The following is a 23,512-nucleotide window of genomic DNA, read 5'->3' as shown; positions in this document are numbered from 1 at the left end:
TTTTCATGGACGAAGAACTATATGATCTGCTCGCTTCGATGGCGGCTGCAGGCAGACGCCCGGTCAGCGATGGCACCCCCCAGCAGGCGCGCGACCAGCTAGCGGCCCGCCGCCAGGGTCCATCGCGTGGTTTGCACGGCATCTACGACTGCACGGCAACTGCCGGAGGCTGCAGTGTGCCGGTCCGCATCTATAACCCCGAGCCAAATCCTGTTGGTGTCATCGTTTACGTTCACGGCGGCGGATGGGTGATTGGGAACATCGAGAGCTTCGATAACGTCGCGAGGGACCTCGCCTATCACGGCGGGGCTCGAGTAGTGAGTGTGGACTATGGCCTAGCTCCAGAAAATCCCTTTCCTTCTGCTCTGAATGAGGTACAGGCGGCCATCCAATGGGCAGCTGCCGAGTTTCCTGGAGAGCCCTTGGTGGTGGCCGGCGACAGTGCCGGGGGCAACCTCGCCACTGTCGCCGTGCGCAAGCTTCGTCAGCAAGGAGTGGTCAATGTAGCCGGGCAAGCGCTGATTTATCCGGTCACGGACAGCGATTTTTCGCGGTCTTCTTATCAGGAGATTCCCCCGGTTCCGACACTTCTGTCGAGGCAGGAAATGGAGTGGTTCTGGAACCACTACCTGCCAGACAGCACATTGAGGACGCACCCCGACGTGGCCCCATTACATGCAGAATCACTGAATGATCTCCCCTTCACAATCCTGGTGCTAGCGGGCTACGACCCGCTTCGGGACGAAGGCCTGGCCTACGCCAAGGAACTGCGGAGCCACGGCGTACCAGTGGACTTAAGGATGTACGAAGGGTTATGCCACGGGTTTTTCGGCTTGGCCCAGTTCGTTAGCCAAGCCCAAGACGCATTGCGTGACACTGCTGTGGCGATAGGCAACCTCCTCCGCACCGGGCGGGTACATCATGCTCAAAATGGGCTGACCTCATTTGAGAATTCTGTGAAGTAGGGCCGAACGTTCCTGTTCATGCCCCAATAAATTCCCCCCCCCACGTGGTAGAGGAGCAAAAGGTAGATGAGTGATGAAAATATGAATAATTCGGTTGCTTGTGACGTTCTGGTAGTTGGCTCGGGTGTTGCGGGACTAGCGGCTGCCATCAGGGCAGCAAACCAAGGACTGAATGTCATTGTGTGCGAAAAGGAAAAGTACTTCGGAGGTACAACGGCGATCTCCGCCGGTTGGGCCTGGGTCCCTGGCAACAAGGAGGGACTGGCGCAGGGCGACACTCGGGAAGAGGCTGAAACATATCTCCGCAGTCTGGCCCCGGAGACATATAACGAAAATGGTGTGCGCACCTTTTTGGACACAGTGCCGGAGGCGCTGAAATTCTTCGAGAACGAAACAGAAGTTAAGTTTGTTTACCCGGAGAAGGCTCCCGACTACCAGATGGACCTGCCGGGTGCCCGGATGTCCGGGCGAGCGATAATCCCCCAAGACGTTGATGCGAGAATCCTGGGCGATAAACGCCTGCTCATGCAGCCTTACATGAGTTCTTACACCGTCTTCGGCTACATGCCCCAAGTCGGCCCGGACATCAACGAATTTTTCCACGTGAACCAGTCCGTGAAGTCCTTCGTGTATGTGGCGAAAAAGTTGCTGCGAACGTGGTTTGACGCCGCCCGCTACAAGCGGCCGGTGTTGCGCAGCAACGGTAACTCCATGATGACCCGGATGGTCAAGAGTGCAGACAACCTGGGTGTGCGGATGTGGGTGAACACCCCAGCGCTGTCACTGCACCAGAACGAGGATGGGGTGATCGATGGGGCAACACTTGGAGGCGAACATGCTGTAACTGTGCACGCCAGACTCGGTGTGATCCTGGCCGCCGGGGGCTTCTCAGGCAACGAAAAGCTGCGTCAGGAATACTTCCCGCACGATCCCAGCGGCAAAAACCACTTCACCCCCACAGTAGGTCATGGTGGGGATGCGGTGATGTTGGCACGGAAGGTGGGAGGTTACGTCGACGACTCTGTTTACTCGGTCGGGTCCTGGGCCCCCGTCACAGTGTTCAAGTACCTGAACGGCGGCCAGAGGCTCTTTCCCCACCTTCGAGCGATCGGTCTTCCCGGCCTGATTGCGGTGGACCAGGACGGAAAGCGCTTCGGCAATGAAGCGTTAAGCTACCACGACTTCGGTGGGCAGATGCTCGCCCATATGGCGGGGCAACCGGAGACTTTTGGCTGGGTGATCGCAGATGCAAAGACCATGCACAAGTACGGCATCGGGTACGCAAAACCGTGGCCCATGCCGCGCGGATACTTTTTCAAGACCGGCTACTTGGTCAAGGGTAATTCCCTGGCCGACTTGGCCAATAAGATAGGCGTCGATCCGCAGAACCTGGCCGCTACGGTGCGGGACTTCAACAAAGGCGCAGAGAAAGGGGAGGACCCTCAGTTCGGTCGCGGATCCACCTTGTACAACAACTTCCGCGGCGATATGGAACACAAGCCAAACCCGAACTTGGCGCCCTTGGACCCGGGGCATTTCTATGCTGCAAAGATACACATGGGCGACTTGGGTACTTTCGCCGGCCTGGCTGTCAACGACCGCTCGGAAGTTGTCACCCGTGAAGGTAAGGCCATACCTGGCCTGTACGCCGTCGGCGCAGCAGCCGTAAGCGTTTTTGGGGGCGGCTACCCAGGATACGGTTCACACATCGGACCAGCCTTGGTCTTCGGATACCGCGCAGGGCGTGACATTTCCCGACACGCTGCCGAGCGCGGTGCCAGTCGACCACAACCTACTACGGAGCCGCGGCGATCGTCGCCGATCAACGTGTTGGCTGAGAAATAAGGAGAAACGGTGAGCTCGATGAATGGGAGTAGCCTGGCGGAGGTCCAAACATTTGCGCCGCCGCCGAGGTTCGCCGCTGACGCTGTGGTCAAGGCGGGGGAATACGAGGAGGCCGCCGCCGACCGGCCGGCTTTTTGGGCGAAGCAGGCGCGCGAGCTGCTGACCTGGAGCAAGGACTTTGACCAGGCGCTGGACTGGTCCAACCCGCCGTTCGCCAAGTGGTTCGTTGGCGGGGAAGTCAATGCGGCCTACAACGCGCTGGACCGGCACGTGGAAGCCGGCCGGGGCGACCGGGTGGCCATCTATTTCGAAGGCGAGCCCGGCGACACCCGCACCTACACCTATGCCCAGCTGACCGAAGAGGTGAAGAAGGCGGCAAATGCTTTCGAGTCCCTCGGCGTGGCGAAGGGTGACAGGGTTGCGGTGTACCTGCCGATGATCCCCGAAGCGGTGATTACGCTGCTGGCGTGTGCCCGGATCGGCGCGGTGCACTCGGTGGTCTTCGGCGGGTTCTCCGCCGATGCCCTGCGGTCCCGCATCGAGGATGCCGAGGCCAAGCTCGTGGTCACAGCCGATGGCACCTACCGGCGTGGCAAGCCCAGCGCCCTGAAGCCGGCGGTGGATGAGGCCCTGGCCAAGGATGGGCATACGGTGCAGAACGTGGTGGTGGTCAAGCGCAACGGCCAGGACGTGGACTGGACCGAGGGCCGGGACCACTGGTGGGCCGACACCGTGGAGGCCGCCTCCGCCGAGCACACCGCCATCGGGCATGATTCCGAGCACCCGTTGTTCATTCTCTACACCTCCGGGACCACGGGTAAGCCCAAGGGCATCCTGCACACCACTGGCGGCTACCTCACCCAGACCGCTTACACGCACAAGGCCGTGTTCGACCTGCACCCGGACACAGACGTGTACTGGTGCACGGCCGACGTCGGCTGGGTCACCGGCCACTCCTACGTCACCTACGCCCCGCTGATCAACGGCGCCACCCAGGTGATGTACGAAGGCACCCCGGATTCCCCGCACCAGGGCCGCTGGTGGGAGATCGTCGAAAAGTACAAGGTCTCCATCCTCTACACCGCGCCCACCGCGATCAGGACGTTCATGAAGTGGGGCCGGGAGATCCCGGACAAGTACGACCTGTCCTCCCTCCGCGTGCTCGGTTCCGTGGGCGAGCCCATCAACCCCGAGGCCTGGATGTGGTACCGGAACGTCATCGGCGGGGACAGGACCCCCATCGTGGACACCTGGTGGCAGACCGAGACCGGCGCCCAGATGATCGCCCCGCTGCCCGGCGTCACCGCCGCCAAGCCCGGCTCGGCGCAGGTCCCGCTGCCGGGCATCGCCGTGGACGTGGTGGACGAGATGGGCGAATCGGTGCCCAACGGCCACGGCGGGTTCCTGGTGATCCGCGAACCCTGGCCGGCGATGCTCCGCGGGATCTGGGGCGACCCGGAGAGGTTCAAGGACACCTACTGGTCGCGCTTTGAAACCATGTACTTCGCCGGTGACGGTGCCAAGAAGGACGAGGACGGCGACGTCTGGCTGCTGGGCCGGGTGGATGACGTCATGAACGTCTCAGGGCACCGGCTCTCCACCACCGAGATCGAATCCGCCCTGGTCTCCCACCCTGCCGTGGCCGAGGCCGCCGTCGTGGGAGCCGCGGACGAAACCACCGGCCAGGCCGTCGTCGCGTTCGTCATCCTGCGCGGGGACGCGGTGGATTCCGGGGATGAGATTGTCCAGGAACTCCGGAACCACGTGGGCAAGGAAATCGGCCCGATCGCCAAGCCCAAGGCCATCCTGGTGGTCCCCGAACTGCCCAAGACCAGGTCCGGCAAGATCATGCGCCGCCTCCTCAAGGACGTCGCAGAAGGCCGCGACCCCGGCGACGCCACCACCCTCTCCGACCCCACGATCATGGCCGAGATCACCGCCTCACTACGCAAGGGAGCGGAGCGTCTGTCGAGGGACCACCGCGGCTGATAGGAGGCCCTCATTCATACCCAAAGGGAAGGTATATCGTTCCAAATGACGCTCCACCTCCAACCGGACTGGCATGGGGCCATCGGCCAATTTGTTGAGATACGCCAACACGGAAAAGTCCTCAGAACCGGTGTAGTCGAAGCAGTCATGGCCGATGAGTCGATACTGTGGATTTCAGCCGACGGAATTTACCCACGGGAGATGGTTGAGCGGGCAGACGGGAAAGAGGTGTTTACCCGCTTTGCTTGGAATCAACCGCCCGGAGAAAAAGACGAAACCATGAGAAAGCCAATTATGGTGGCTCTTCGTAAGGGAGGGTAAAACGGGTTCCCTGTCTTGAAAGCCGAAGGGCTCGTAGCCCTGCTGTGATGGATGTTCTCAACGCATTCATCAGATCAGGAGCCACCGAGCCTTGATCGCGCTTACTTCTCCGCGCCCCCCATGCTGCCACCGCGATTTTTTACCAGAACGAGAACTTCGCTGAGGATCCGGACGCGGCATTGACGCTTACCGAGCGGGCCCGGCCTAAGCAACTCGAGCGGATAACCAGGAACTGCGTGCCGAGGCAGTATTCTTTAAAAGCGGCCGCGTACTTCACGGCTGCCTAGCCTCTCCCATAGCCACCGTAAATTGCGACCGCTACCAACCCAAAGCGACGGAGACGCCCAAATCGACGCATCGCTCCTAGTCCTTCGCAGGCGAAATTTATGGCGTAGGACGACGACATGCTGGGAACCGCTCGCAGATTGAAAGCGAGCTGCTGACCAGTGAGGGTTTGCTGCGGCAACAGGCGCATACTGGCGTTAACGGACTTGAACCCGGCGAGCGTCCATTCCTGGCTTGTTCCTTCTGGCTGGCGGAGCAATATCCACGCAGCGGTGATGAAGCGCAAAGCTCGAGAACTGGCGCGTAGTGCTGGCTACCGAATTGCGCCTTCGCAGTTTTGATGTTGAACAAAAATATATGATTGGCAAATACCTGCAAGAACCAAGCCCTTATCGAAGTACACTCCCATCGAGAAAGGCCTTGATTGTGAGACGGCTTGACCATCAATGTTGGGACACCCGTATGGCTCCTGCGCCTTTTACATCTGGGAAACCCGCTGGAGATACTGCAGATGGGCGATGGAGGGGAGGCCTGTCCGCGCCATGACAGGGGCAAGGGGACCGGGCAACTTAAGGCTGCAGCTGACAAGCTTCGTCGGCCGACGGAGGGAAATAGCCAACGTGCGCGAAGCCATGACGGAGTCACGGCTTGTCACCCTCATCGGTCCTGGAGGAGTTGGAAAAACGCGGCTTGCCGTTCACCTCGGGGCGATGGTCAGACAGTCCTTCGAAGATGGCGTCTGGCTCGTGGATCTTGCGCCGTTGAGCAATAGCGCAATGGTACCTGAAGCTCTTTTATCAGCACTAGAGATTCGTACGACGTCGGCACAAAGTGCTGCAGCTCAATTGAGTGCATACCTCTCGGAGCGGAATTTGCTGGTGATTCTCGACAACTGCGAACATGTGTTGCCTGGTTGTCGGTTTCTGGTTGAGGCGCTGCTTGAAAACAGCCCTCGGCTAAGCATTCTTGCTACAAGCAGGGAACGGTTAGGGGTCAAAGGCGAAAGGCTATTGCCTGTCCTACCCTTTGAACTTCCTCAAGCAAATGACGTGTTGGATGAAACAGCCGTCCGTCGGTTCGACTCGTTGGCGTTTTTCAATGACCGGGCCAAGGCCAGCTCTCCGGAGTTCCGGATCACCAATGAGAACGTTGCCGCAGCTGCCGAACTCTGTATCCAACTCGACGGGATACCTCTGGCGCTTGAACTTGCTGCATCGCGCCTTAGATCACTGAGTGTCACGCAACTTCTGAAGCGACTCAAGAGCCGCTTCGCGATTCTGTCCTCCGGGAGTCCGACAGCTCCGCCCCGACAGCAGACCCTGCGTGCACTTATCGACTGGAGTTATGATCTTTGCACTTCAGAGCAGAAGGTTCTTTGGCGGCGGCTGTCCGTATTTGCTGGAAGCACCGATCTCGATGCCATAGAACGCATCTGCTCCGACGAAAACCTTTCCCAGAGCTCGGTTCTCGAGGTGGTCGACTCTCTTGTTGCCAAGTCGATCCTGATTGCGATCGTGACCCCTAATAGTGTCAGGTATCAGGTTCTAGAGACCATCCGCCAGTACGCTCTTGAACGCGCGCAAGACGTCGGTGAGGAGGCAACTCTGCGGCGAAGGCACTGCCAGTACTACTTGGAACTTTCCCAGTCCAGTGCTGAGCAATTTTGGTCGCATAAACAAAACGAGTGGATCAGCCGACTACGTTCGGAGCACGAGAACCTGCGGGCAGCTCTCACATACTGCGTTGCCGGGACGGAGTCGTCAGAAGTCTCGGCTTTGAAGCTCGTAACAGCCCTTCGCTTTCACTGGATGCTCGGAGGCTTCGTCAGCGAGGGGCGTCGATGGTTGGACCTGATCCTGGCGGCATCGACGGATTACGGAACTGAGATGTGCCGCGCCCTCTGCGTCGCCGCTTGGGCGGCAGCGGTCCAAGGTGACTTTGCCGGAAGCCATCAGCGTCTCAGAGAATGCACACTTCTTCTCGAAGAACTGAAGACCGCCGGGAATATCTCGGAAACAGACGTTGACGACATCGAGACCCAGATACAGACCTGGTCCGGCGCCCTCCTTCTCTTTGGCGGAAATCCCTCCTCCGCCGCCTCAATGTTCGAAAAAGCATTGGCGCGGGATCGCGCTGCCAATCGCATCGAAGGCACCATGTTAGTACTGTGTCAGTTGAGCATCACGTATGCGTTAATGGCCGACTTCTCAAGAGCTGAAGAAGTTTCCGCAGAGTCAATAACACTCAGCGACAAGGTCAGAGAGACCTATGTAAAGTCCGTGGCATTGTGGTCCAAGGCTTGCTGTGCCTGGTCGCAGGGAAATCTGAAGCGCGCCCTTGAATACGCACATGAAAGCCTGGGCCGTGCCTTGGTTTTCGACGACAAAGTGATGACGGCACTCAACCTTGAAGTCATTTCCAGTGCACTTGTTGAGCAAACAAAATATGAAGATGCAGCGGTCATCCGAGGCGTCGCGTCCCGCGTCTGGGAGGTTTTGGAAAGCAGCATTGCGTCGTTCGGTCCGCATCTGGCGGGGGCTCATGAAAAATGGGCCAAACGGGCCGACAAGGCGCTCGGTTCTCGTGCCTATCGTGAAGCGCTCACGCGAGGCTACCGGATGAGCCCAGATGAAGTGAGAGCCCGGGTACTGGGCTTGGAGGTTTCCGAGCGAGATGCAGCCTCCGACAGGGATGTCGGCGCGTTGACCAAGAGACAACACCAAGTTGCAGCACTTATCGCGGACGGCCAGAGCAACCGTGAGATCGCAGACAACTTGGTCCTGTCAACTAGGACCGTCGAAGGACATGTCGAGAGCATTCTGGCCAAACTCGGGATGACTTCCCGTACCCAAATTGCTTCGTGGATGAACCGACGATCGATCCCGGATTGCTAGTGTGGCTTGCCAGCTTAATTGGCGGAACTGAAAACCCGTTTGGTGAATCGAGGAGGGTAGCCGAACCAGCAGTCCATATGGATTGCGAGCGTTGTTGGCCAGCGGAGCGGGCAGTTGACCAATGAGCTAAGTTCCTGGCTAACGCCTCGTTCCATTATCTCTGAGCGCAATCGGTCACGAAAGCTGCTCCGGTTCAAAGGCTGCTTCCTTCGGCATGGCCGCCTTGGCATCCTCTTCGCGCCCGTTACAGGCTGAAGCTTTGCGCCTTTGACGGACTGGCGCACTACGACGTTACTCCGACGCGCCGGTTCCCGACGGGAGCACGGCGCACCCAGTCGGAGCGAGATCGGGTAGCCAATCGCGTAGTTTCCCCCCTCCTGAACAAAGCACTGCACGACATCCTGAAGTCCTATGAAACATTCGTAACCTACTAAACGCAGGAAGGGAGTGCTAGGCGATGACACAAGAAGAAGCCTCTGTTCGTTGCCGGCCGACTCGTATCTGGAGTTCTACGGTGGGAAATGGCAGATCGTCGCATACGAGCCAGCACAGTAGCCTCGATTCTTTTCTCATTTTGGCGGTCAAACACACAGAACCGCCCAGGCTCTGTCCGCCAAGGTTTAGTTACCGCTGTACCAATGTCCGTGGCTGCTCCCACCGGACCGGATAGACGGCCAAGAGCGGGCCGCGGCCGAACTGGCGGAGAAGATCTAGATAGACGCGGGGCCCAGATCGTCATGGAGTACAACAATCGCCGACCGGGGCGGAACCGCGCGTTTGGCCGCGGCTCGACCCTATACAGCAACTTCCGCGGAGACATGGACCACCAGCCCAGCCCGAACCTGGTCGCGCTGGGGACGGGACCGTTCTACCGTGCGCAGATTGGCAGGGGTGACTTTGGTAACTTCCCTGGCCTGCACGGGGTCGGCGCCGCCGTCCATGTCTTCGGCGGCTACCCCGGCTCCCACATCGGCCCGGCCCTGATTTTCGGCTACGGCGTGGGATGCGACTTCTCAAACGCGCCACCGAACGCGGCGTCACCAGAATTTGAACCAACGGCGGACATGGAAATCGGACTGGGTTGCTGAGGGACCGTCTCTCTCGGCAGATGGGCCGGATGGTAGAAGGTTTCCTGCACGAGGACCGTCGGCCCCTCCCGTTCCAGGGCGGCGAACGCCTTCGCCATAGCGGCCACCTATCAGGAAGCCGCTGCAGGCCCGCTGGTCTTCTGGGCGAAGCAGGCGCGCGAGTGACGTGGGACGAGGATTTCACCCAGACCCTGGACTGGCGTGAAGGTCCCTCACGAAGTGGTTCGTCGGCGGCACGGGAGTAGCTAGGGATCCAATACACAAACCAATCAATACGCCAGCAAGCGTTTGCGTCGATGCATTCGACGGCTTCGAACAACTTCATCTCAAAGGAGAGAACATGACCACTCTAACGGAGTCGCCGCTGCGGCAGCTTTCCACGGCCGCCGACAGGGAGCCTAACGCACCTGTCTGGATGCTCTCGGATGGGGAAATCATTGAGCACGTTCGGTTTCGACTGTCCGAAGGACGGCACCATGATCTCGTGAGTGGCACGGAAGCTTATTTGGAAAGTGAAGCTTTGATAACCGCTCTTGTAAAGGGGAACCTTGAGTCGAGCCGAGTCGCCGAGGCCGCAGACTTGCTTCTGAGACTCGTGACACAAGGTCGTGAAGTCGCGAAGACCCGTGGTGGCGTTAACCCTGCGACACTCCGTCATCTCCACGCAGTGAGTAGCGCCCTGGGAACCATGGGGAACGAGGATGCCATGACCAAGGCGGCCGGGCTGTGCCACAAGGTCGGTTTTGCGAAGGTACTTATATCAGCTGTATCAGGTTCCGATTGGGTACCTATCGCCTATTCCATTTCGCCTGAGTTACTGGAGGACTTCAGAAACTTGGGCGAGTTCCTTCAAGGAGCTAAGTTTTCCCTCCTTGCTGCAGATCGTGAGGCTGAAATGGTTCGCCTCCAAAGGCCATTCATGGTCAACGGCGCCGACTTGTCTCACCGCACCTTTCCACCGCTCCTCGAGCTCTCTCGACCCGCAGGATATGTGGCAGCCCCACTTGTCTCCCAGGGGCGGGTAATTGGCATGCTGCATGCAGACCGACACGATGATCCGGTCCGTGAATCTGATATGAAAATTCTCGCTTTGCTTTCTGAACAAATCATGGTGGCCCGTGAAAAAATGGAGCTGGCGAAACGCGGACGGGACTGCTCGAGACGCTCTATCCAGCTGCTCAATTCGTTGACCGCGATACTGGAAAACACACCAGGGAAGTCACAGGAGGCGGCAGGAACTTATTCGGCTCACCGTGTCCCGGCCCCCCACTTCGGACCCGTTTGGGGCGGGAGGTCCAGGGATCATTGGGGCCTCACACGCCGGGAGCGCGAGGTCCTTCAAGAGCTGACCACCGGGGCCACCAACTCCACCATTGCACGGCACCTTTCAGTATCTGAGGAGACTGTAAAGTCACATGTCAAGAGCGTCCTGGATAAGCTCGGGGCGACCACGCGGGCGGAGGCCAGCGCGCGCTTCTTGCAGAATCATCCTTCGCCGGAGTCACCGCGATCATGAACATACTTCTGCCAGAGAGGCTCTCTGACCAGGTCGTTGCAGCTCTCACCGCCTACACCAGGCTTCTCGGCGGAGGGGGCGAGCCACCCTTCACGAAAGACCCGCGGGTAGCTCTGGATCTCCTCCACAACGCCTGCAGAGTAGCGTCCGCCCACATTTCGCAGCAGATTGGCAGCGATGAGATCCTTTTCGGCTGGGGGAAAATGATTGCGAGATTGGTCCAGGCAATTTATGAGGTTCAGGCATGGGAGGAACAAGTTAGTCACTGGATCGTGGCGGAAATTTCCGATTCAATAAAGGACCTAAGGTCAGTACGCTCAGTCTCAGAACTCCTGCGGCGCGGCTGCAGTGAAATGGCGCGAATAATATCAGTAGAATCTGTCATGTTATCAAAGTCCGGGTCGAACAGAATCGAACCTGCTGCCTTGCACGGGGAAGGTCTGGACCCGCTGATGTCTTTTCATGCTACCAAGTCTTCCGCCGAACGCCTGGTGATGTCGTCGGGTCTCTCGGTCTCCACATATCAATGTGGAGTTGCTGCATCGGTAGAGGCCACGCGCATTCTCCGAAGCAGCCGACAATTGATCGTCCCGGTATCAGTTGGACGTAAAGTAATTGGCATATTCCATATCGCAGATGAGGATGCGCCTTTGGTCGATTTGCAAAAAGACGGTGCCAATCTCTTTGCCTCCTGCTTTGCCGCAGTAATGGACCGGCTGCTTGTGGAGGATGCGCAGAATCATCGCCTACAGGCTCTGCATGCCGTTGCCAACGATTATTTGAAAACGACGACCTCTGTATCTGCTTTAAATGCTGGGATATTTGCAGAGACAGACATTGCACCTTCAGGGGTCACAGCATTAGAGGATCCTGACCGATACTTACATGCTCCGCCTACTGGGAGGGAGCGTGAGGTCTTGAAGCTCATCCTCGAAGGGGCATCTAATCAGCACATTGCGTCGGAACTGGTCATCAGCATCCACACAGTTAAATCACATGTAAAGAAAATTTTGCGGAAACTGGGGGCTTCCAACCGAACCGAGATCATTTCCCGCTACGCGCACCTCGCGGGTAGGCTCTGAGCTCATCTGATTTGAGAATGGCCGAGATACCTCAGCCAGCGGGCCCCTCCCAAGGCGTGTTTGGGGCCCGCTGAGCATGAGTGGCGGACTATGTATTAGGAACCAGGGGCTGCGGTTGCGGGGAGGGCGTTCCTATCCAGATAGATACTCTTGAATTGCTGGTAAGCGCCCAGTCCCTCCGCTCCTAATTCACGACCGATGCCGCTGGTTTTGATGCCGCCAAATGGTGCCGTCAGGTCGGCCAAATAGGCGTTTATCCCCACCGTACCTGAATGAATTTTCCGCGCGAACGTGTTCCCGCGCTCCGTATCCGTAGTCCAGACCGTCCCGCCAAGCCCGTATGAGCTGTCATTGGCGATGGCAATGGCGTCTGCTTCATCGTGGTAGGGGATTATCGAGAGGACAGGCCCGAAGATCTCCTCCTGTGCGATGACGAAGGAGTTGTCTACGTCCGCAAATACTGTTGGAGTGACGAACCAGCCTGGTCCATCGGGGCGCTTACTGCCGGTTGTCAGGCGCGCACCCTCTTCCTTCCCCTTCTGAATGTAGCCCTCAACGCGCGCACGTTGCTTCGCGGAGACCAGGGGACCAACTTGAGTATCCGCAACGAGAGGATCGCCCACAACCAGGGACCCGGCAAGGTCAGTCACAAAGTCAACCAATTCCTTGTAACGCGACCGGGGAACTAGGATCCGCGTTCCCAAATGGCATATCTGACCATTGTTGAGAAGAGTCGCGGCGAAGAAGTTGTCGACGTTGGCAGCCAAATCTGCGTCGTCGAGGACGACTGCCGCCGACTTTCCGCCGAGCTCCAGGGTAACGGGCCTTAGAAGCTGCCCGCAGGCTTGTCCGATGGACCTGCCTGCTGCCGTGGAACCGGTAAAGGAGACCTTATTAACTCCGGGATGCTCTACAAGATAGGCCCCGATGTCTGGACCACCTGGCACCACATTCAGAACGCCCCCGGGGAGCCCAGCCGCGACGGCGGCTTCTGCCATCAGAAAAGCATCAAGAACGGTCTCGGTTGCCGGCTTCAGCACCACAGTGCAACCTGCGGCCAAGGCGGGAGCAAGTTTCATGAACGTAATGCTCTGCGGAACGTTCCAGGGAACAATTGCGGCAACCACGCCGATTGGCTCCCTGGTCACTAGCGTGGAACCTCCGAAGAAGCCTGACCGGACTTCCTCAGCTTCATTCTTGGAGACCAAATCAGCGTAGAACCGTAGGATTACCGCAGGAAACTGCGCCTCAGCCTGCATTGCAAAGGACGTCGGCATACCGTTCTGTATGCTCACCCTACGGGCCGTCTCGGGTCCCCTGCTCTCAAGTTCGTCGGCGAAGCGGCGCAGCACCGCGGCGCGCTCTGCCGGCGCCCAGCTTGACCATCCAGCAGGGTCATCAAACGCGCCCCGCGCGGCCGCGACGGCACTGTCCACGTCTGCTTTCGCAGCCAACGGCACTTGCCCGACAGGGAGCTCCGTAGTGGGAGATACGACATCAATCAGTCCCTTTGTGCTGGGAATGCTCCATGCCCCGCCAATGTAAAGAGAATCATAATCGGTGTGTGACGTGAGAGTTTCTTTCATTGCTAAATCTTTCCTTCATCAGTCAGGAGCACTACCTTAACCGCTTCACCGCTATGTTGAGCCGAGACGGCCTCATTTATCTTCGAGAGCGGGAAGGTTGTAATGAGTTTGTCGAACGGAAACTTTCCCTCCCGGTGGAGATCAAGCAGATATGGAATGAAAACATCAGGGTCAGAGTCACCCTCAACAATCCCAACTACACTTCCACCAATCAGCTGGATGTATCCAAGGTTGAGCGCCAGCGCGGCCGCGGGATCAGAAGGAACACCCAAAATACCCAGTTTCCCGAGCCTGGCGAGTGAAAGAACGGACTCTTCCAGCACGGGAAGCAAGCCGGTCGTATCGATGATGTAGTCAGCCCCCTCCGGAACGATTTCCCGGACGCTTGCGGACACGGGACCTGCAGCAGGGTCAATGACGTTCGTTGCGCCGAGAGCACGGGCTAGATCACGCCTCCCTTCCTGCGGTTCCACGACAATAATGTGTTCCAGCCCGCGAACAACCCCAGCCATGATTGCTGCCATGCCCACCGAGCCTGCCCCTGTAATCACCAGCGAGGATCCAGGTGCGCAGTCCAGGGAATTGAGCACCGCTCCTGCGCCGGTTTGAAACCCGCACCCCAAAGGACCGATGAGTTCAAGCGGAATATCATCAGCCACTTTTACGACGTTTCGCTCATTTGCCACAGCATGTAGGGCAAATGAGGACTGGCCGAAGAAGTTCCCTCCCAGAGTCTCGGTCCCCCTTGAGAGCACGCCGGTCCCGTCAGGCCGCGTGCCACCAAAATTCAGTGGAGCAAAATCCAGGCAGTATGACGGCTTGCCCAACCGGCACGTCCTACACTCGCCGCAACTATTGAAGCTAATGGCGACGCTGTCCCCAACCGCCACCCTTGTGACCTTGTCGCCGACCCGAAGCACCCTTCCGCTGCCTTCGTGACCGAGTACTGATGGAAAGGGGAAGGGAATATGGCCGTCCCTGACGGCCAGGTCAGTGTGGCAGAGACCCACACCTGCAATTTCCACTAATACTTCCCGGCTCGCTGGATCCGAAACCTCGATAGCTTCGAAGCTGAAATCTTCACCTACGGCTCTAACAACTGCGGCTGCGCTCTGCATTCTTGCCTCTCAACTGCTGCGATATGAATGTGATGCAGGTCATCACGTGATCATAGTGATCACATCTACTGCCGTTTCAGCTCCTTAGGGCATAAAGATCCCTCGAAGATCACCCGATGAGTCCCTCATAGGGAGCAATTTCGTGACAGATCGGAGCAAAATTTCTCAGGCGGTAGGTTGCCGAAATATATAGCCCTGCCGAGTGATGTATATCCCCCCGCTACTCGTGGAGACTCAAATCACACCGCATTGGTTGGGTGGCCTGTTGTGTATGCCGCAATTGGTCACCCCAACAGACAAACAAGGAGTTACATTGTCCCCCCAAGACACCTCACTGATATCGACCGTGCCCTCCTCGATCGCAGAGCAGATTATTCTCCCTCAAGGACACCTTGATGAGGAATCTCTCTTCGGAGCTTACGAATGGTTGCGAAATAACGCCCCGCTCGCGCGAGTCGAAGTTGACGGATACGATCCTGTTTGGCTCGTCGCGAAGCATGCCGACATCATGGAGATTGAGCGTCAACCCGCGATTTTCTCTAGCGGGGGCGGTGAAGTCCCGGATCATAATCACAATGTCATCTTCTTTGATAAAGCAACAGACGAGTTTTTCAAGTTGCTTACGGGAGGCAGTGTGCGGATGCTTGAAGGCGGCGTCCCTAATCTGGATGGGGATGAGCACGCTGCTATCAGAGCTATGGCTGGCGACTGGTTCCGCCCGGCAAACATCTCGAAATGGGACGAAAGAATCCGAGTTCTTGCGCGTGAATCAATAGATCAATTACTTTCCGGACCGCAGGAAATTGACCTGGTCAAGGACTTCAGCATTCATTACCCTCTTCGGGTAATCATGGCTCTCTTCGGGATCCCCCGTGAGGATGAAGCGAGGATGATGCATCTTACCCAGGAAATGTTCGGTGTTGCGGATCCGGACGAACAGCGGACGGACATTGACGCGGCATCACCGGAAGCTATTGGTCGGCAATGGGCCGCCACCATGAAGGACTTTTACGCGTACTTCGATGCGCTCATCGCAGAACGTCGTGCGCATCCACAGGACGACCTTGCAACCATCATTAGTGTTGCCAAGCAGTCCAACGGAGAGTACTTCGAAGACAAATATGCATACGGATGGTTCATCGCCATTGCCACAGCCGGCCACGATACTACTTCCAGTACGCTGGCGAGCATCATCGAACAGCTGGCACTTCAACCAGATCTGCTGGCCCGCGTCCAGGAAAATCCGGCGCTGATACCTGACCTCATCAACGAAGGGTTGCGATGGGCTTCGCCCGTGAAACACTTTGTCCGCCGAGCTGAAACCACTTATTCGCTGAGGGGGCAGGAAATCAAATTCGGCGAGAAGCTTATGCTCCTGTATCAGTCTGCAAATCGCGACTCGGATGTTTTCGAATCACCGAATACCTTTGACATCACACGTCGACCCAACCGCCAGATCGCATTCGGGTACGGCCCCCACATGTGCGTCGGACAGCACCTAGCCAAGCTTGAACTAAAGGTCATGTTGGAGGAGCTTCTTCCCAAACTCCAAAAAATCGAGCTTCTGTCAGGTCGAAAAGTGATGCAGGCAAACTTTGTTGGCGGGCCCAAAAATCTGCCCGTAAGGTTGGAACTGAACTGATGGGCCAATCTCGTGTAGTTATTGTCGGTGGGGGTCACGGCGCCAGCTCCCTGGCTGGTTTCCTCCGCCAGGGGGGGTTCACCGATGAAATCGTCATCATCAGCGAAGAAGATGAACTGCCTTACCACCGCCCCCCGTTGTCAAAGGACTTCCTTGGCGCCCATAACGCTAATCTGCTTCGCCCTGCCCAGTTCTACACTGACCAGAACATTCAGGTACTTCTAAACCAGAAGGTCACCTCGATCAACCGGTTCGCAAAGGAAGTTCAGATTACGAACGGTGAAATCCTTGCCTACGGTACTTTGGTCCTTGCCACCGGTGCTCAACCTCGACAACTTCCAGTTGAGGGACATCACCTCGATGGGGTCCTGACATTAAGGAGCTTGCGGAATTCCCGGAAGTTGGGCCAAGCCTTAAAAGCCGGCGGTAATCTAGCCATCGTGGGGGGAGGCTATATCGGCATGGAAGTAGCAGCCGCAGCTCGGGCTCAGGGAATTGGGGTCACGATCCTCGAACGCGAGCACCGGGTTTTGGCGAGGGTGGCCAGCCCGGAGCTTTCAGCTATCTTGGCATCACACCACCGTGCAAACGGAGTTGACATCCGGACCTCAATTGGGGACTTACGCTTCGTTGGAGACCCTGGCGGTCACGTGCGCGCTGTAGCTCTCGAATCGGGTGCAGAAATCGTCTGTGACACTGTACTTGTGGCCGCAGGAGCCGTACCTCGCGATGAGCTTGCCCAGCGAGCCGGAATCGCCTGTGACGGCGGGATCATCGTAGATGCCTATGCCATGACGAATGATCCCGATGTGCTCGCCATTGGAGACGCCACCACTCGTCCTATCTTCCGCCAGGGCCGGTTAGGCAGAGTGGAGAGCATTCCAAGCGTGACAGAGCAGGCCAAGCAAGCCAGCTCCACGATACTAGGATCGCTCCCGCCCCCTTCCGAACTTCCGTGGTTCTGGTCCGATCAGTTCGATCTGAAGCTGAAGATGGCAGGTGCTGTCAGGCCCGACGCCCAAGTTGTAGTCCGCGATGAAAAAGTAAAAAATCGCTTCGCGCTCTTCCATCACGAAAAGGGGCGCGTCATCGCGGTCGAGACCGCTAACTACCCCGCTGCATTCGTAGCGGCCAGGCATCTAATCGCGCACGAGACCCCCGTCGACATCGAAAATCTAGGGAATCCCAGTGTAGATTTTCGCGATCTCGTCGGAACCTAGAAAGGAGAATTCAGTTGGCTATCGTGGAATATCGGCAATTTGACGGAAGGACTCAAGCCGTAGACGTCCCTCCAGGTCAGTCCATCATGGATGCAGCAGTTCGCAATAATGTGCCCGGGATCATCGCTGAATGTGGCGGGTCGTGTGCGTGCGGGACATGCCATGTGTATTTGATCGAAGAAACATCCAGCACCTTTGGGCCGCCGACAGATGCTGAGGCGGAACTGCTTGAGTTCGCTGAGGGCAGGGAGTCCAATTCTAGATTGTCCTGCCAGTTGGTCATAGGACGTGAATGCACAAAAGTCTGCGTAAGTGTTCCTGAACCCTGACTCAGGCTTCCCCTGGACGTCGTCACACCAGCGCTGAATCGAAATGGCGGTTCTGGATTCGACGCAAGTCGAAGGGACCAAGCCAGTATTTCACTGGGCTTGGTCCCTTCGACTGTCTTAATACTTTCGTGGCTGTACCAGTGAATGTAGTCGTCCAGTCGACCAGTGAAGCTGTTATTGACCTGAATGGTTGACCGGGGAAGCGAAGATCATACCGCCGTGGTGCCAAAACAGGTGGTCCTGCGGGACGGCGGATGGCTCACTTTTCGACCATCGCTGACACGGACATCTTCAATCTCGTATCAGCTCCAGTCTTGTTGCCATGCCATCGTCCAGCGTTGCCCACATGACCAGGAAGCTTTCGGATCCAGGAAGTCTCGATCATGCCCGTCAGCCGTTCGGTACAACCCTTGTACGTGGGGAGGCGCAGCGGAGGCGATGACGCTGACCCCGAGGAAGCGGCACTCCGAGATAAAGTCTCAGACAGGTAGTCCTTGCCGCTGTCGGTCGTGTTCGCTCCGGGACAGCACCGATGGCGTTTGATTCAGGGCGCAGCTCCGGCTGGCCTCGTCGCACGAACGCACACTGCATGCTCCGCCACGAGGACTGTCGGCCTGACGATGAGGCTAGGACTTTCCGCGTCGTCTGGCCTGTTCTACGAGGTCGGCCGCCCAAGGCCGGGATCCGTGCTGGAACACCATGCCCTCGGGCAGCCCCCGGACGGTCGCGGTGGAACCGGAGATATCGAGGGTGATTCGGCCCTCGGCCATGGGTGCGTTGGTGATGTGCAGGTCGCCGTACGATTCCGGTAGCACAGGATCCATCCAGAGGCCGCCGAGGGCAACGTCCGGATAGTAGCCCATCAGGCTCGTCACCAACTGGATTGGCGTGGTGGCTGCCCAGGCCTGGGGCGAGCATGCACTGGGGTAGGGGATAGGTTCGTCGAAGTGCTCGCGGCTGAAACCGCAGAACGACTCAGGCAGCCGCCCGTCCGAGTACTCCGCAGCCTCAAACAGGGCTGCGGAGATCCGCTGCGCTTCCTCGACGAAGCCGTAGCGCAGTAGCCCGCCTGCGATGATTGCATTGTCGTGGGGCCAGACCGACCCGTTGTGGTAACTCGCGGGGTTAAAGGCGCCCATGTCGCTCGCCAACGTCCGCACGCCCCATCCGCTGAACATTTCGCGGGACATCAGCCGTTCCGCTACCAGCGGAGCCTTGTCCTCATCAATGAGTCCGAACAACAGGCAGTGGCCCATATTGAAGGCGCAGGCATCAACCGGCCGCTTGTTGCGGTCCAGCGCGATGGCGTAGTAGCCGTGCTCAGGCAGCCAGAACTGTTCGTTGAACTGCTTTTTCAGCCGCGCGGCGCGCTCCGGTACTTGACGGCCAAGTCCACTCTGGCAGGTTCACACTCTTCGTTCGGATCCTCCGAGAATGTGCTGGTCCAGGCTCCTTCGACTGCTGTTACCCTGGGGCAGATCGAAGCTGTTGGCTGGCGTCTTGAGCACACTGGTTACGTTTTCGTAGAAACGGGGTCAACGTCCACTAACCGTGTGCTGGCAACCGGACAGGGCGTCGTCACCAAGGGGCACGTCGCCGGGATCTATCTATTCAGACGTAGGGAACAACAGAAGCTCCGAGTCGCCGCAACGGCAGATACTGGTTCGAGCTTCTAACGACGGTTACGTCCCAGCATTCGCGCGTTGAAACGGATTAAGCGCAACCGGCGGTACTTGGCGGAGGCCAAAAGTGGCGAAACTCCGGCCAAATAGCGGTTGGCCGAAGTTCCATTACCAACCTGCCGGGTGAACCTTGAGGTTGGCGGGGAACCCCGGGGGAGGGGAGAGGGCCTACTTCACGTGGCTTGACGGAGGTACTGGTAGACCGTTTCCCGGCTGATTCCGTAGTCGCGGGCGAGTACGACTTTCGGGATGCCTGTGCCGGCGCGCTGGACCAGCTCTGCTGCCCGTTCTGGGGTCAGGGTTTTCTTTCGTCCTTTGTAGGCGCCGCGCTGCTTGGCCAAGGCGATGCCCTCACGTTGGCGTTCCCGGATCAGGGACCTCTCGAATTCGGCGAAGGCTCCCATGACCGAAAGCATGAGGTTGGCAATCGGGGAGTCCTCTCCGGTGAAGACGAGCTGTTCCTTGAGGAACTCCACCCGCACGCCCCGTCTGGTGAGGCCCTGCACCAGGGCGCGGAGGTCATCAAGGTTGCGGGCGAGCCGGTCCATGCTGTGCACGACCACGCTGTCGCCGTCGCGGACGAACCGCAGCAGCTCCGTGAGCTGTGGCCGCGCGGTGTCCCGGCCCGAAGCCTTGCCGGTGAAGACCCGGTCCAGGACCTGGCCCTCGAGCTGGCGCAGCTCATTCTGGTCCACCGTACTCACCCGAACGTAACCGATACGCTGTCCCGTCACCGCTGCCTCCAATCCTTGACTTGTGAGAACGAGTGTCAGCGCCCTGACCGAACACGTCAAGACACCGCATTCGGAGCCTGCCCCGGGGCCGAAGCCAATGCGTCACGCCGAGACAACACCAACTGGTTCGGGAACAACGCTGTACTTGGGTACGTTGCACTCTGGTCAGAAGGAAGCCAGCCAACTACAGAAATGAGAAGCGCCTACCGTGGCTACCGATTACGACGAAGTCCGCTCCGACGTCAAAGAATCCCAAGACAACTCCTTGGAAGCACTGAAGTCAGCCAGCGCCCCGGACGCCCGCAGCGTCGTCACCGAACTGGACGAAGCCGACGCCCTCGACGAAGGACTGACGCCCGGCGGGGAAATCGTCTCCGAGGAGCTCATCGTTCAGGTCATCCCGCAGGGCAAGGACGAATTCACCTGCTCATCCTGCTTCTTGGTCCGGCACCGGTCGCAGCTCGCGCGCGAAAACAACGGCCAGTCGTCCTGCATCGAGTGCGAAGGCTGACTTCAGCAGCGCAGCGGCAGGTAACCCGGCGTCGTCGATTGGCTGAAAATGATGCATCGGATGCAATACGCAGGGGTTTACTGGCAACGGTGCATATTCGTTTTGGTACTAATCCGCTGACAAGACCTACCGAGACGCCGCAGTGCCGTGGTTCACGGGGCTTTGCGACATACTCGGGTCATGGTTGCTCAACAAAGTTCCGCTCAATCTGCTGCCAAATGGCGCTCGGAGCATGACGTCTGGATCGACCATGCCTCGCTCAAGTTATCGGATGCCCAGTGGCTCGCCGGTGTCCGGCGCCTGACGCTCTGGGCGGTTAAGATCCCCGAGGGCTTTTTGTCATCGCTGTCGCAGCTGGAGTGGTTAGACATCCGAGGGGGCTCCGGAACATCGATCGACGTGGTCAATGGCTGCCAGAACTTGACCTACCTCGCAGTCAACCAGGTCCGCGGTCTGTATGATCTGTCTGCTCTAAGTGCTCAAACAAACCTCCGGCTGCTGAGCCTCTATGGATTGCCGCAAGTGCGGATTCTTCCTTCACTCGCTAACCTTCTGCATCTCAAGCGACTGGAGATCGGATCGATGAAGGGGCTCGCTGGGTTGGGTCCGCTTCTAGAGGCGCCGTATCTGGAGGAATTATTGCTTTCCAAAGCGCTGGCTTTGACTAGTATCGATCCGGAGGCAATCGCTGCCCACCCTTCAATCCGGGCCTTTGATTGGTTTGCGGAGGATGTTCCGGTTAAGACGTGGGCTCCGATCGTTGATCGAATAGGGCGGCCAAAAGCAAGAGCTTTGAGTCCGTCGGATTGGTTCGATCAGAATCGCTGATCCGGCCCGATCCAGCTAGTTTGCTTCGGTAGATGCCTGGTGATCAATATTCAGTAGTGGCTGGCATGTAGCGGGACCAGGGTTCTGCCGCGGCTGCAGCGTGCTTTTGCGTGACCTGGTAGCTGTAGCCGAGCATTTCTGCGACGAGCGGTGCCGGGACTTCTTTGACGAGGTTGCGGAGGGATGCGTTGCGTGCGCCGCGGAGGTTGATTCCGATATCCCGCAACTGTTCCATGAGGGTGTTGGGGTGCAGGTGCTGCCCTGCGCGGTAGCCAGGGAAAAGCCAGGGGCTGCCGGAACTGCTGCCGGTGCGTAGGTTGGGCCGTGAGGCCAAGTGTTCGGTGATGAGTGCGGCGAAGGGCTCGGGTACTGGCGCTGGATCTCCGTGGCCAAGCGATAGGCGCAAACCGTCAGGAGTGATGATGACATCGGTGCTTTTCATCGCGGCGATCTTCACAACTGGCTGGGCGTAAAGCAGCAGGAGAGTGGCAGCGACCCGGTAGGACAGGGTGTCGACATTGTCGGTGAGGCAGGCCTTGAGCATCGCGAGTCGTTCTCCCTGGGTGAGCAGGGGAACGGTTCTGGCCTGGCGATGACCGATGGTGATGTTGGTGCAGGTCCGGTTTTTAGTTGCCCAGACGAAGAAGGTTCGGATGCGGTGTCTGGTGGTTGGTCCGTCGGCCAGCCAGGCATCGACGTCGGCTTGCACACACGAGATGATGGTCCGTCCGTGGGTGAGTTTGAGCCAGGTGAGGAATTTGATGGTTTCGGTGATTTCCTGCTTTGCGCTGTGCACGGGGCCGCGGCTAGGTTTCCCGTCTGTTGACAGGCTTCGGATTCGGCGCAGGTGATGCCATCGGCTGAAAGACTCAACGGGGCGGCGCACCTCGGGATCATCAACCCCATCGAGCTTGCTGGATAGCCACCGCTCAAAGAGGGCGAGGTAGTGGTCCCGGACCGGGAGTAGCTTGTGGTGGGTAAACAGGCTGCGCATGTGCTCCACCCGCAGGCTGTTGGCTTCCTTGTCCAGCGCCTCGTGGCTGAGCGGGACGTCTCCGATAGCGACTCGTTCGAGCAGTTCGCGGACACCGGTGCTGCGGAGCCAGGTAAGGATGCTTTCGGGGCGGTCGGCTCCGCAAAGCGCGGCGAGCAGCTTCGCTGCCGTCGTTTCCGTTCCCTTGGAGTCATCGACGCGCAACAGCGCCGTGAGGTCGTTCCGGAGTGAGCAGCGGGCGCAGGTGTTCTGGCGGTAATGCTCAGTCTCGGTGCCGCAGCCGGAGCAGTGGTAGTCCTGGGTGATGCCCGCGCAATCGGCGCAGACTGGCTGGCCATCGTGGGTAGCTGACCTGCCGGGGAGCATGCGCTCTGTTCCGCAGCCGGGGCAGGTGCCGTGGGTGCGCATGGCGACCGTGAAGCAGGTCCCGCAGATCCTTCCTTCTGGCCAGCTGGCACGGTGCTTGCCGGCTGCCCGTGAGCACCTGTCGCAGGTGAACGCCCCGGTGGTGCGGGGCCGGCCACGCACGGTAAGCCGAGAGCTGATCTCAGCCGTCATCGCGGATTACCCGGGCACGTTTGGGCCGGATGGTCTTGTTCAGGTCCACGACGTTGGCATCGGAGGCGACTTTGCGGGCCTTGGCATCTGTCGCTGTAACGGTAACCAGGTCCTCAGGCCCGCACGAGAAAATGTCGCAGAGCGCGGCGATCATCATGAGTGAGACCCGTTCTGGGCGTTGGGTGACGAGCCGGTAAACCTGGGAGGCCGAGAGTTCGATGCCACGTTCCTTCAGCAACGGGCTGAGGTCGGTGCTGTTGTGCATTCCCCGGGCTGCCATGAGTTCTGCAAGCCGCCAGCGGTAGTCGATCTCTCGTTTCATGCG

18 protein-coding genes and 1 pseudogene are annotated in these 23,512 nt (G+C 58.6%); 13 read left to right on the top strand and 6 right to left on the bottom strand.

Annotated elements, in window-relative coordinates; genetic code table 11:
* The first annotated feature begins 5 nt into the window (after nucleotides 1–5).
* The 8 genes from B5520_RS16875 (at nucleotide 6) to B5520_RS16840 (ending at nucleotide 11,985) form a co-directional block, all read left to right on the top strand.
* Nucleotides 6–965 (top strand): alpha/beta hydrolase, encoded by a 960-nt coding sequence (locus tag B5520_RS16875; protein WP_079598237.1) that lies wholly within the window; start codon nucleotides 6–8, stop codon nucleotides 963–965.
* A 66-nt stretch (nucleotides 966–1,031) separates the two neighbouring features.
* Nucleotides 1,032–2,810, top strand: coding sequence for an FAD-dependent oxidoreductase (locus B5520_RS16870; protein WP_254865609.1), 1,779 nt, complete (start codon nucleotides 1,032–1,034; stop codon nucleotides 2,808–2,810).
* 18 nt (nucleotides 2,811–2,828) lie between these two features.
* Complete coding sequence (gene acs / locus B5520_RS16865) at nucleotides 2,829–4,799, top strand: acetate--CoA ligase (RefSeq protein ID WP_079598236.1); 1,971 nt, start codon at nucleotides 2,829–2,831, stop codon at nucleotides 4,797–4,799.
* A gap of 45 nt (nucleotides 4,800–4,844) precedes the next feature.
* Nucleotides 4,845–5,120, top strand: coding sequence for a hypothetical protein (locus B5520_RS16860; protein WP_079598235.1), 276 nt, complete (start codon nucleotides 4,845–4,847; stop codon nucleotides 5,118–5,120).
* Between the two features lie 905 nt (nucleotides 5,121–6,025).
* The gene (locus tag B5520_RS16855; RefSeq protein ID WP_176156896.1) at nucleotides 6,026–8,299 is read left to right on the top strand and encodes an ATP-binding protein; all 2,274 of its coding nucleotides are present in this window, start codon (nucleotides 6,026–6,028) and stop codon (nucleotides 8,297–8,299) included.
* 818 nt (nucleotides 8,300–9,117) lie between these two features.
* Nucleotides 9,118–9,387 carry a hypothetical protein gene (locus B5520_RS16850; RefSeq protein WP_079598233.1) on the top strand — a complete coding sequence of 90 codons (270 nt, stop codon included), beginning with the start codon at nucleotides 9,118–9,120 and terminating at the stop codon, nucleotides 9,385–9,387.
* 340 nt (nucleotides 9,388–9,727) lie between these two features.
* Nucleotides 9,728–10,903 carry a helix-turn-helix transcriptional regulator gene (locus B5520_RS23070; protein ID WP_079598232.1) on the top strand — a complete coding sequence of 392 codons (1,176 nt, stop codon included), beginning with the start codon at nucleotides 9,728–9,730 and terminating at the stop codon, nucleotides 10,901–10,903.
* Nucleotides 10,900–11,985, top strand: coding sequence for a helix-turn-helix transcriptional regulator (locus tag B5520_RS16840; protein ID WP_079598231.1), 1,086 nt, complete (start codon nucleotides 10,900–10,902; stop codon nucleotides 11,983–11,985). The genes B5520_RS23070 and B5520_RS16840 overlap by 4 nt, the downstream gene beginning before the upstream one ends.
* A 95-nt stretch (nucleotides 11,986–12,080) precedes the next feature.
* Here B5520_RS16840 and B5520_RS16835 read toward each other — a convergent pair whose 3' ends face one another.
* Together B5520_RS16835 and B5520_RS16830 are read right to left on the bottom strand one after the other, a co-directional pair.
* On the bottom strand, nucleotides 12,081–13,571 hold the full coding sequence (locus tag B5520_RS16835; protein ID WP_079598230.1) for an aldehyde dehydrogenase: 1,491 nt from the start codon (nucleotides 13,569–13,571) through the stop codon (nucleotides 12,081–12,083).
* 2 nt (nucleotides 13,572–13,573) lie between these two features.
* Nucleotides 13,574–14,689, bottom strand: coding sequence for an NAD(P)-dependent alcohol dehydrogenase (locus tag B5520_RS16830; RefSeq protein WP_079598229.1), 1,116 nt, complete (start codon nucleotides 14,687–14,689; stop codon nucleotides 13,574–13,576).
* Nucleotides 14,690–15,002: 313 nt separating this feature from the next.
* On the opposite strand from B5520_RS16830, the gene B5520_RS16825 reads away from it, so the two are divergent.
* From B5520_RS16825 to B5520_RS16815, 3 genes are read left to right on the top strand one after another with little or no spacing between them, the layout of a single operon-like run.
* A complete protein-coding gene (locus B5520_RS16825; protein ID WP_079598228.1) occupies nucleotides 15,003–16,331 on the top strand; it encodes a cytochrome P450 in 1,329 nt (442 codons plus the stop codon).
* Nucleotides 16,331–17,551: an NAD(P)/FAD-dependent oxidoreductase gene (locus B5520_RS16820; RefSeq protein ID WP_079598227.1), complete on the top strand. Its 1,221-nt coding sequence runs from the start codon at nucleotides 16,331–16,333 to the stop codon at nucleotides 17,549–17,551. Before B5520_RS16825 ends, B5520_RS16820 begins: the two co-directional genes overlap by 1 nt.
* A 23-nt stretch (nucleotides 17,552–17,574) precedes the next feature.
* Complete coding sequence (locus B5520_RS16815; RefSeq protein ID WP_303048432.1) at nucleotides 17,575–17,880, top strand: 2Fe-2S iron-sulfur cluster-binding protein; 306 nt, start codon at nucleotides 17,575–17,577, stop codon at nucleotides 17,878–17,880.
* Between the two features lie 626 nt (nucleotides 17,881–18,506).
* Here the strand turns inward: B5520_RS16815 and B5520_RS16810 are convergent.
* Nucleotides 18,507–19,262 (bottom strand): annotated as a pseudogene (locus B5520_RS16810) (amylo-alpha-1,6-glucosidase); the annotation flags it as partial.
* Between the two features lie 473 nt (nucleotides 19,263–19,735).
* Complete coding sequence (locus B5520_RS16805; RefSeq protein WP_079598225.1) at nucleotides 19,736–20,296, bottom strand: recombinase family protein; 561 nt, start codon at nucleotides 20,294–20,296, stop codon at nucleotides 19,736–19,738.
* Nucleotides 20,297–20,504: 208 nt separating this feature from the next.
* Here B5520_RS16805 and B5520_RS16800 point away from each other — a divergent pair, with 208 nt between their 5' ends.
* Complete coding sequence (locus tag B5520_RS16800; RefSeq protein WP_079598224.1) at nucleotides 20,505–20,807, top strand: DUF4193 domain-containing protein; 303 nt, start codon at nucleotides 20,505–20,507, stop codon at nucleotides 20,805–20,807.
* A 180-nt stretch (nucleotides 20,808–20,987) separates the two neighbouring features.
* Entirely contained in the window at nucleotides 20,988–21,635 is a 648-nt protein-coding gene (locus tag B5520_RS16795; protein ID WP_079598223.1) for a hypothetical protein, read from the top strand.
* A gap of 43 nt (nucleotides 21,636–21,678) precedes the next feature.
* Here B5520_RS16795 and B5520_RS22920 read toward each other — a convergent pair whose 3' ends face one another.
* Together B5520_RS22920 and B5520_RS16785 are read right to left on the bottom strand one after the other, a co-directional pair.
* On the bottom strand, nucleotides 21,679–23,037 hold the full coding sequence (locus B5520_RS22920) for a hypothetical protein (RefSeq protein ID WP_254865608.1): 1,359 nt from the start codon (nucleotides 23,035–23,037) through the stop codon (nucleotides 21,679–21,681).
* A 139-nt stretch (nucleotides 23,038–23,176) separates the two neighbouring features.
* Nucleotides 23,177–23,509: a helix-turn-helix domain-containing protein gene (locus tag B5520_RS16785; RefSeq protein ID WP_079598222.1), complete on the bottom strand. Its 333-nt coding sequence runs from the start codon at nucleotides 23,507–23,509 to the stop codon at nucleotides 23,177–23,179.
* Nucleotides 23,510–23,512: the final 3 nt, after the last annotated feature.

This window comes from Arthrobacter sp. P2b, from assembly GCF_900168295.1.
Lineage (GTDB): Bacteria > Actinomycetota > Actinomycetes > Actinomycetales > Micrococcaceae > Arthrobacter.
Note: the sequence above shows the minus strand (reverse complement) of the source record. Positions and strands in the feature narration are given on the sequence as shown.

What these genes read in the sequence shown, in the direction of transcription:
- B5520_RS16875 (WP_079598237.1), top strand. Translation starts at nt 6, where the DNA reads ATGGACGAAGAACTATATGATCTGCTCGCTTCGATGGCGGCTGCAGGC.
- B5520_RS16870 (WP_254865609.1), top strand. Translation starts at nt 1,032, where the DNA reads ATGAGTGATGAAAATATGAATAATTCGGTTGCTTGTGACGTTCTGGTA.
- acs (WP_079598236.1), top strand. Translation starts at nt 2,829, where the DNA reads ATGAATGGGAGTAGCCTGGCGGAGGTCCAAACATTTGCGCCGCCGCCG.
- B5520_RS16860 (WP_079598235.1), top strand. Translation starts at nt 4,845, where the DNA reads ATGACGCTCCACCTCCAACCGGACTGGCATGGGGCCATCGGCCAATTT.
- B5520_RS16850 (WP_079598233.1), top strand. Translation starts at nt 9,118, where the DNA reads ATGGACCACCAGCCCAGCCCGAACCTGGTCGCGCTGGGGACGGGACCG.
- B5520_RS23070 (WP_079598232.1), top strand. Translation starts at nt 9,728, where the DNA reads ATGACCACTCTAACGGAGTCGCCGCTGCGGCAGCTTTCCACGGCCGCC.
- B5520_RS16840 (WP_079598231.1), top strand. Translation starts at nt 10,900, where the DNA reads ATGAACATACTTCTGCCAGAGAGGCTCTCTGACCAGGTCGTTGCAGCT.
- B5520_RS16835 (WP_079598230.1), bottom strand. Translation starts at nt 13,571, where the DNA reads ATGAAAGAAACTCTCACGTCACACACCGATTATGATTCTCTTTACATT.
- B5520_RS16830 (WP_079598229.1), bottom strand. Translation starts at nt 14,689, where the DNA reads ATGCAGAGCGCAGCCGCAGTTGTTAGAGCCGTAGGTGAAGATTTCAGC.
- B5520_RS16820 (WP_079598227.1), top strand. Translation starts at nt 16,331, where the DNA reads ATGGGCCAATCTCGTGTAGTTATTGTCGGTGGGGGTCACGGCGCCAGC.
- B5520_RS16795 (WP_079598223.1), top strand. Translation starts at nt 20,988, where the DNA reads ATGGTTGCTCAACAAAGTTCCGCTCAATCTGCTGCCAAATGGCGCTCG.
- B5520_RS22920 (WP_254865608.1), bottom strand. Translation starts at nt 23,037, where the DNA reads ATGCGCACCCACGGCACCTGCCCCGGCTGCGGAACAGAGCGCATGCTC.
- B5520_RS16785 (WP_079598222.1), bottom strand. Translation starts at nt 23,509, where the DNA reads ATGAAACGAGAGATCGACTACCGCTGGCGGCTTGCAGAACTCATGGCA.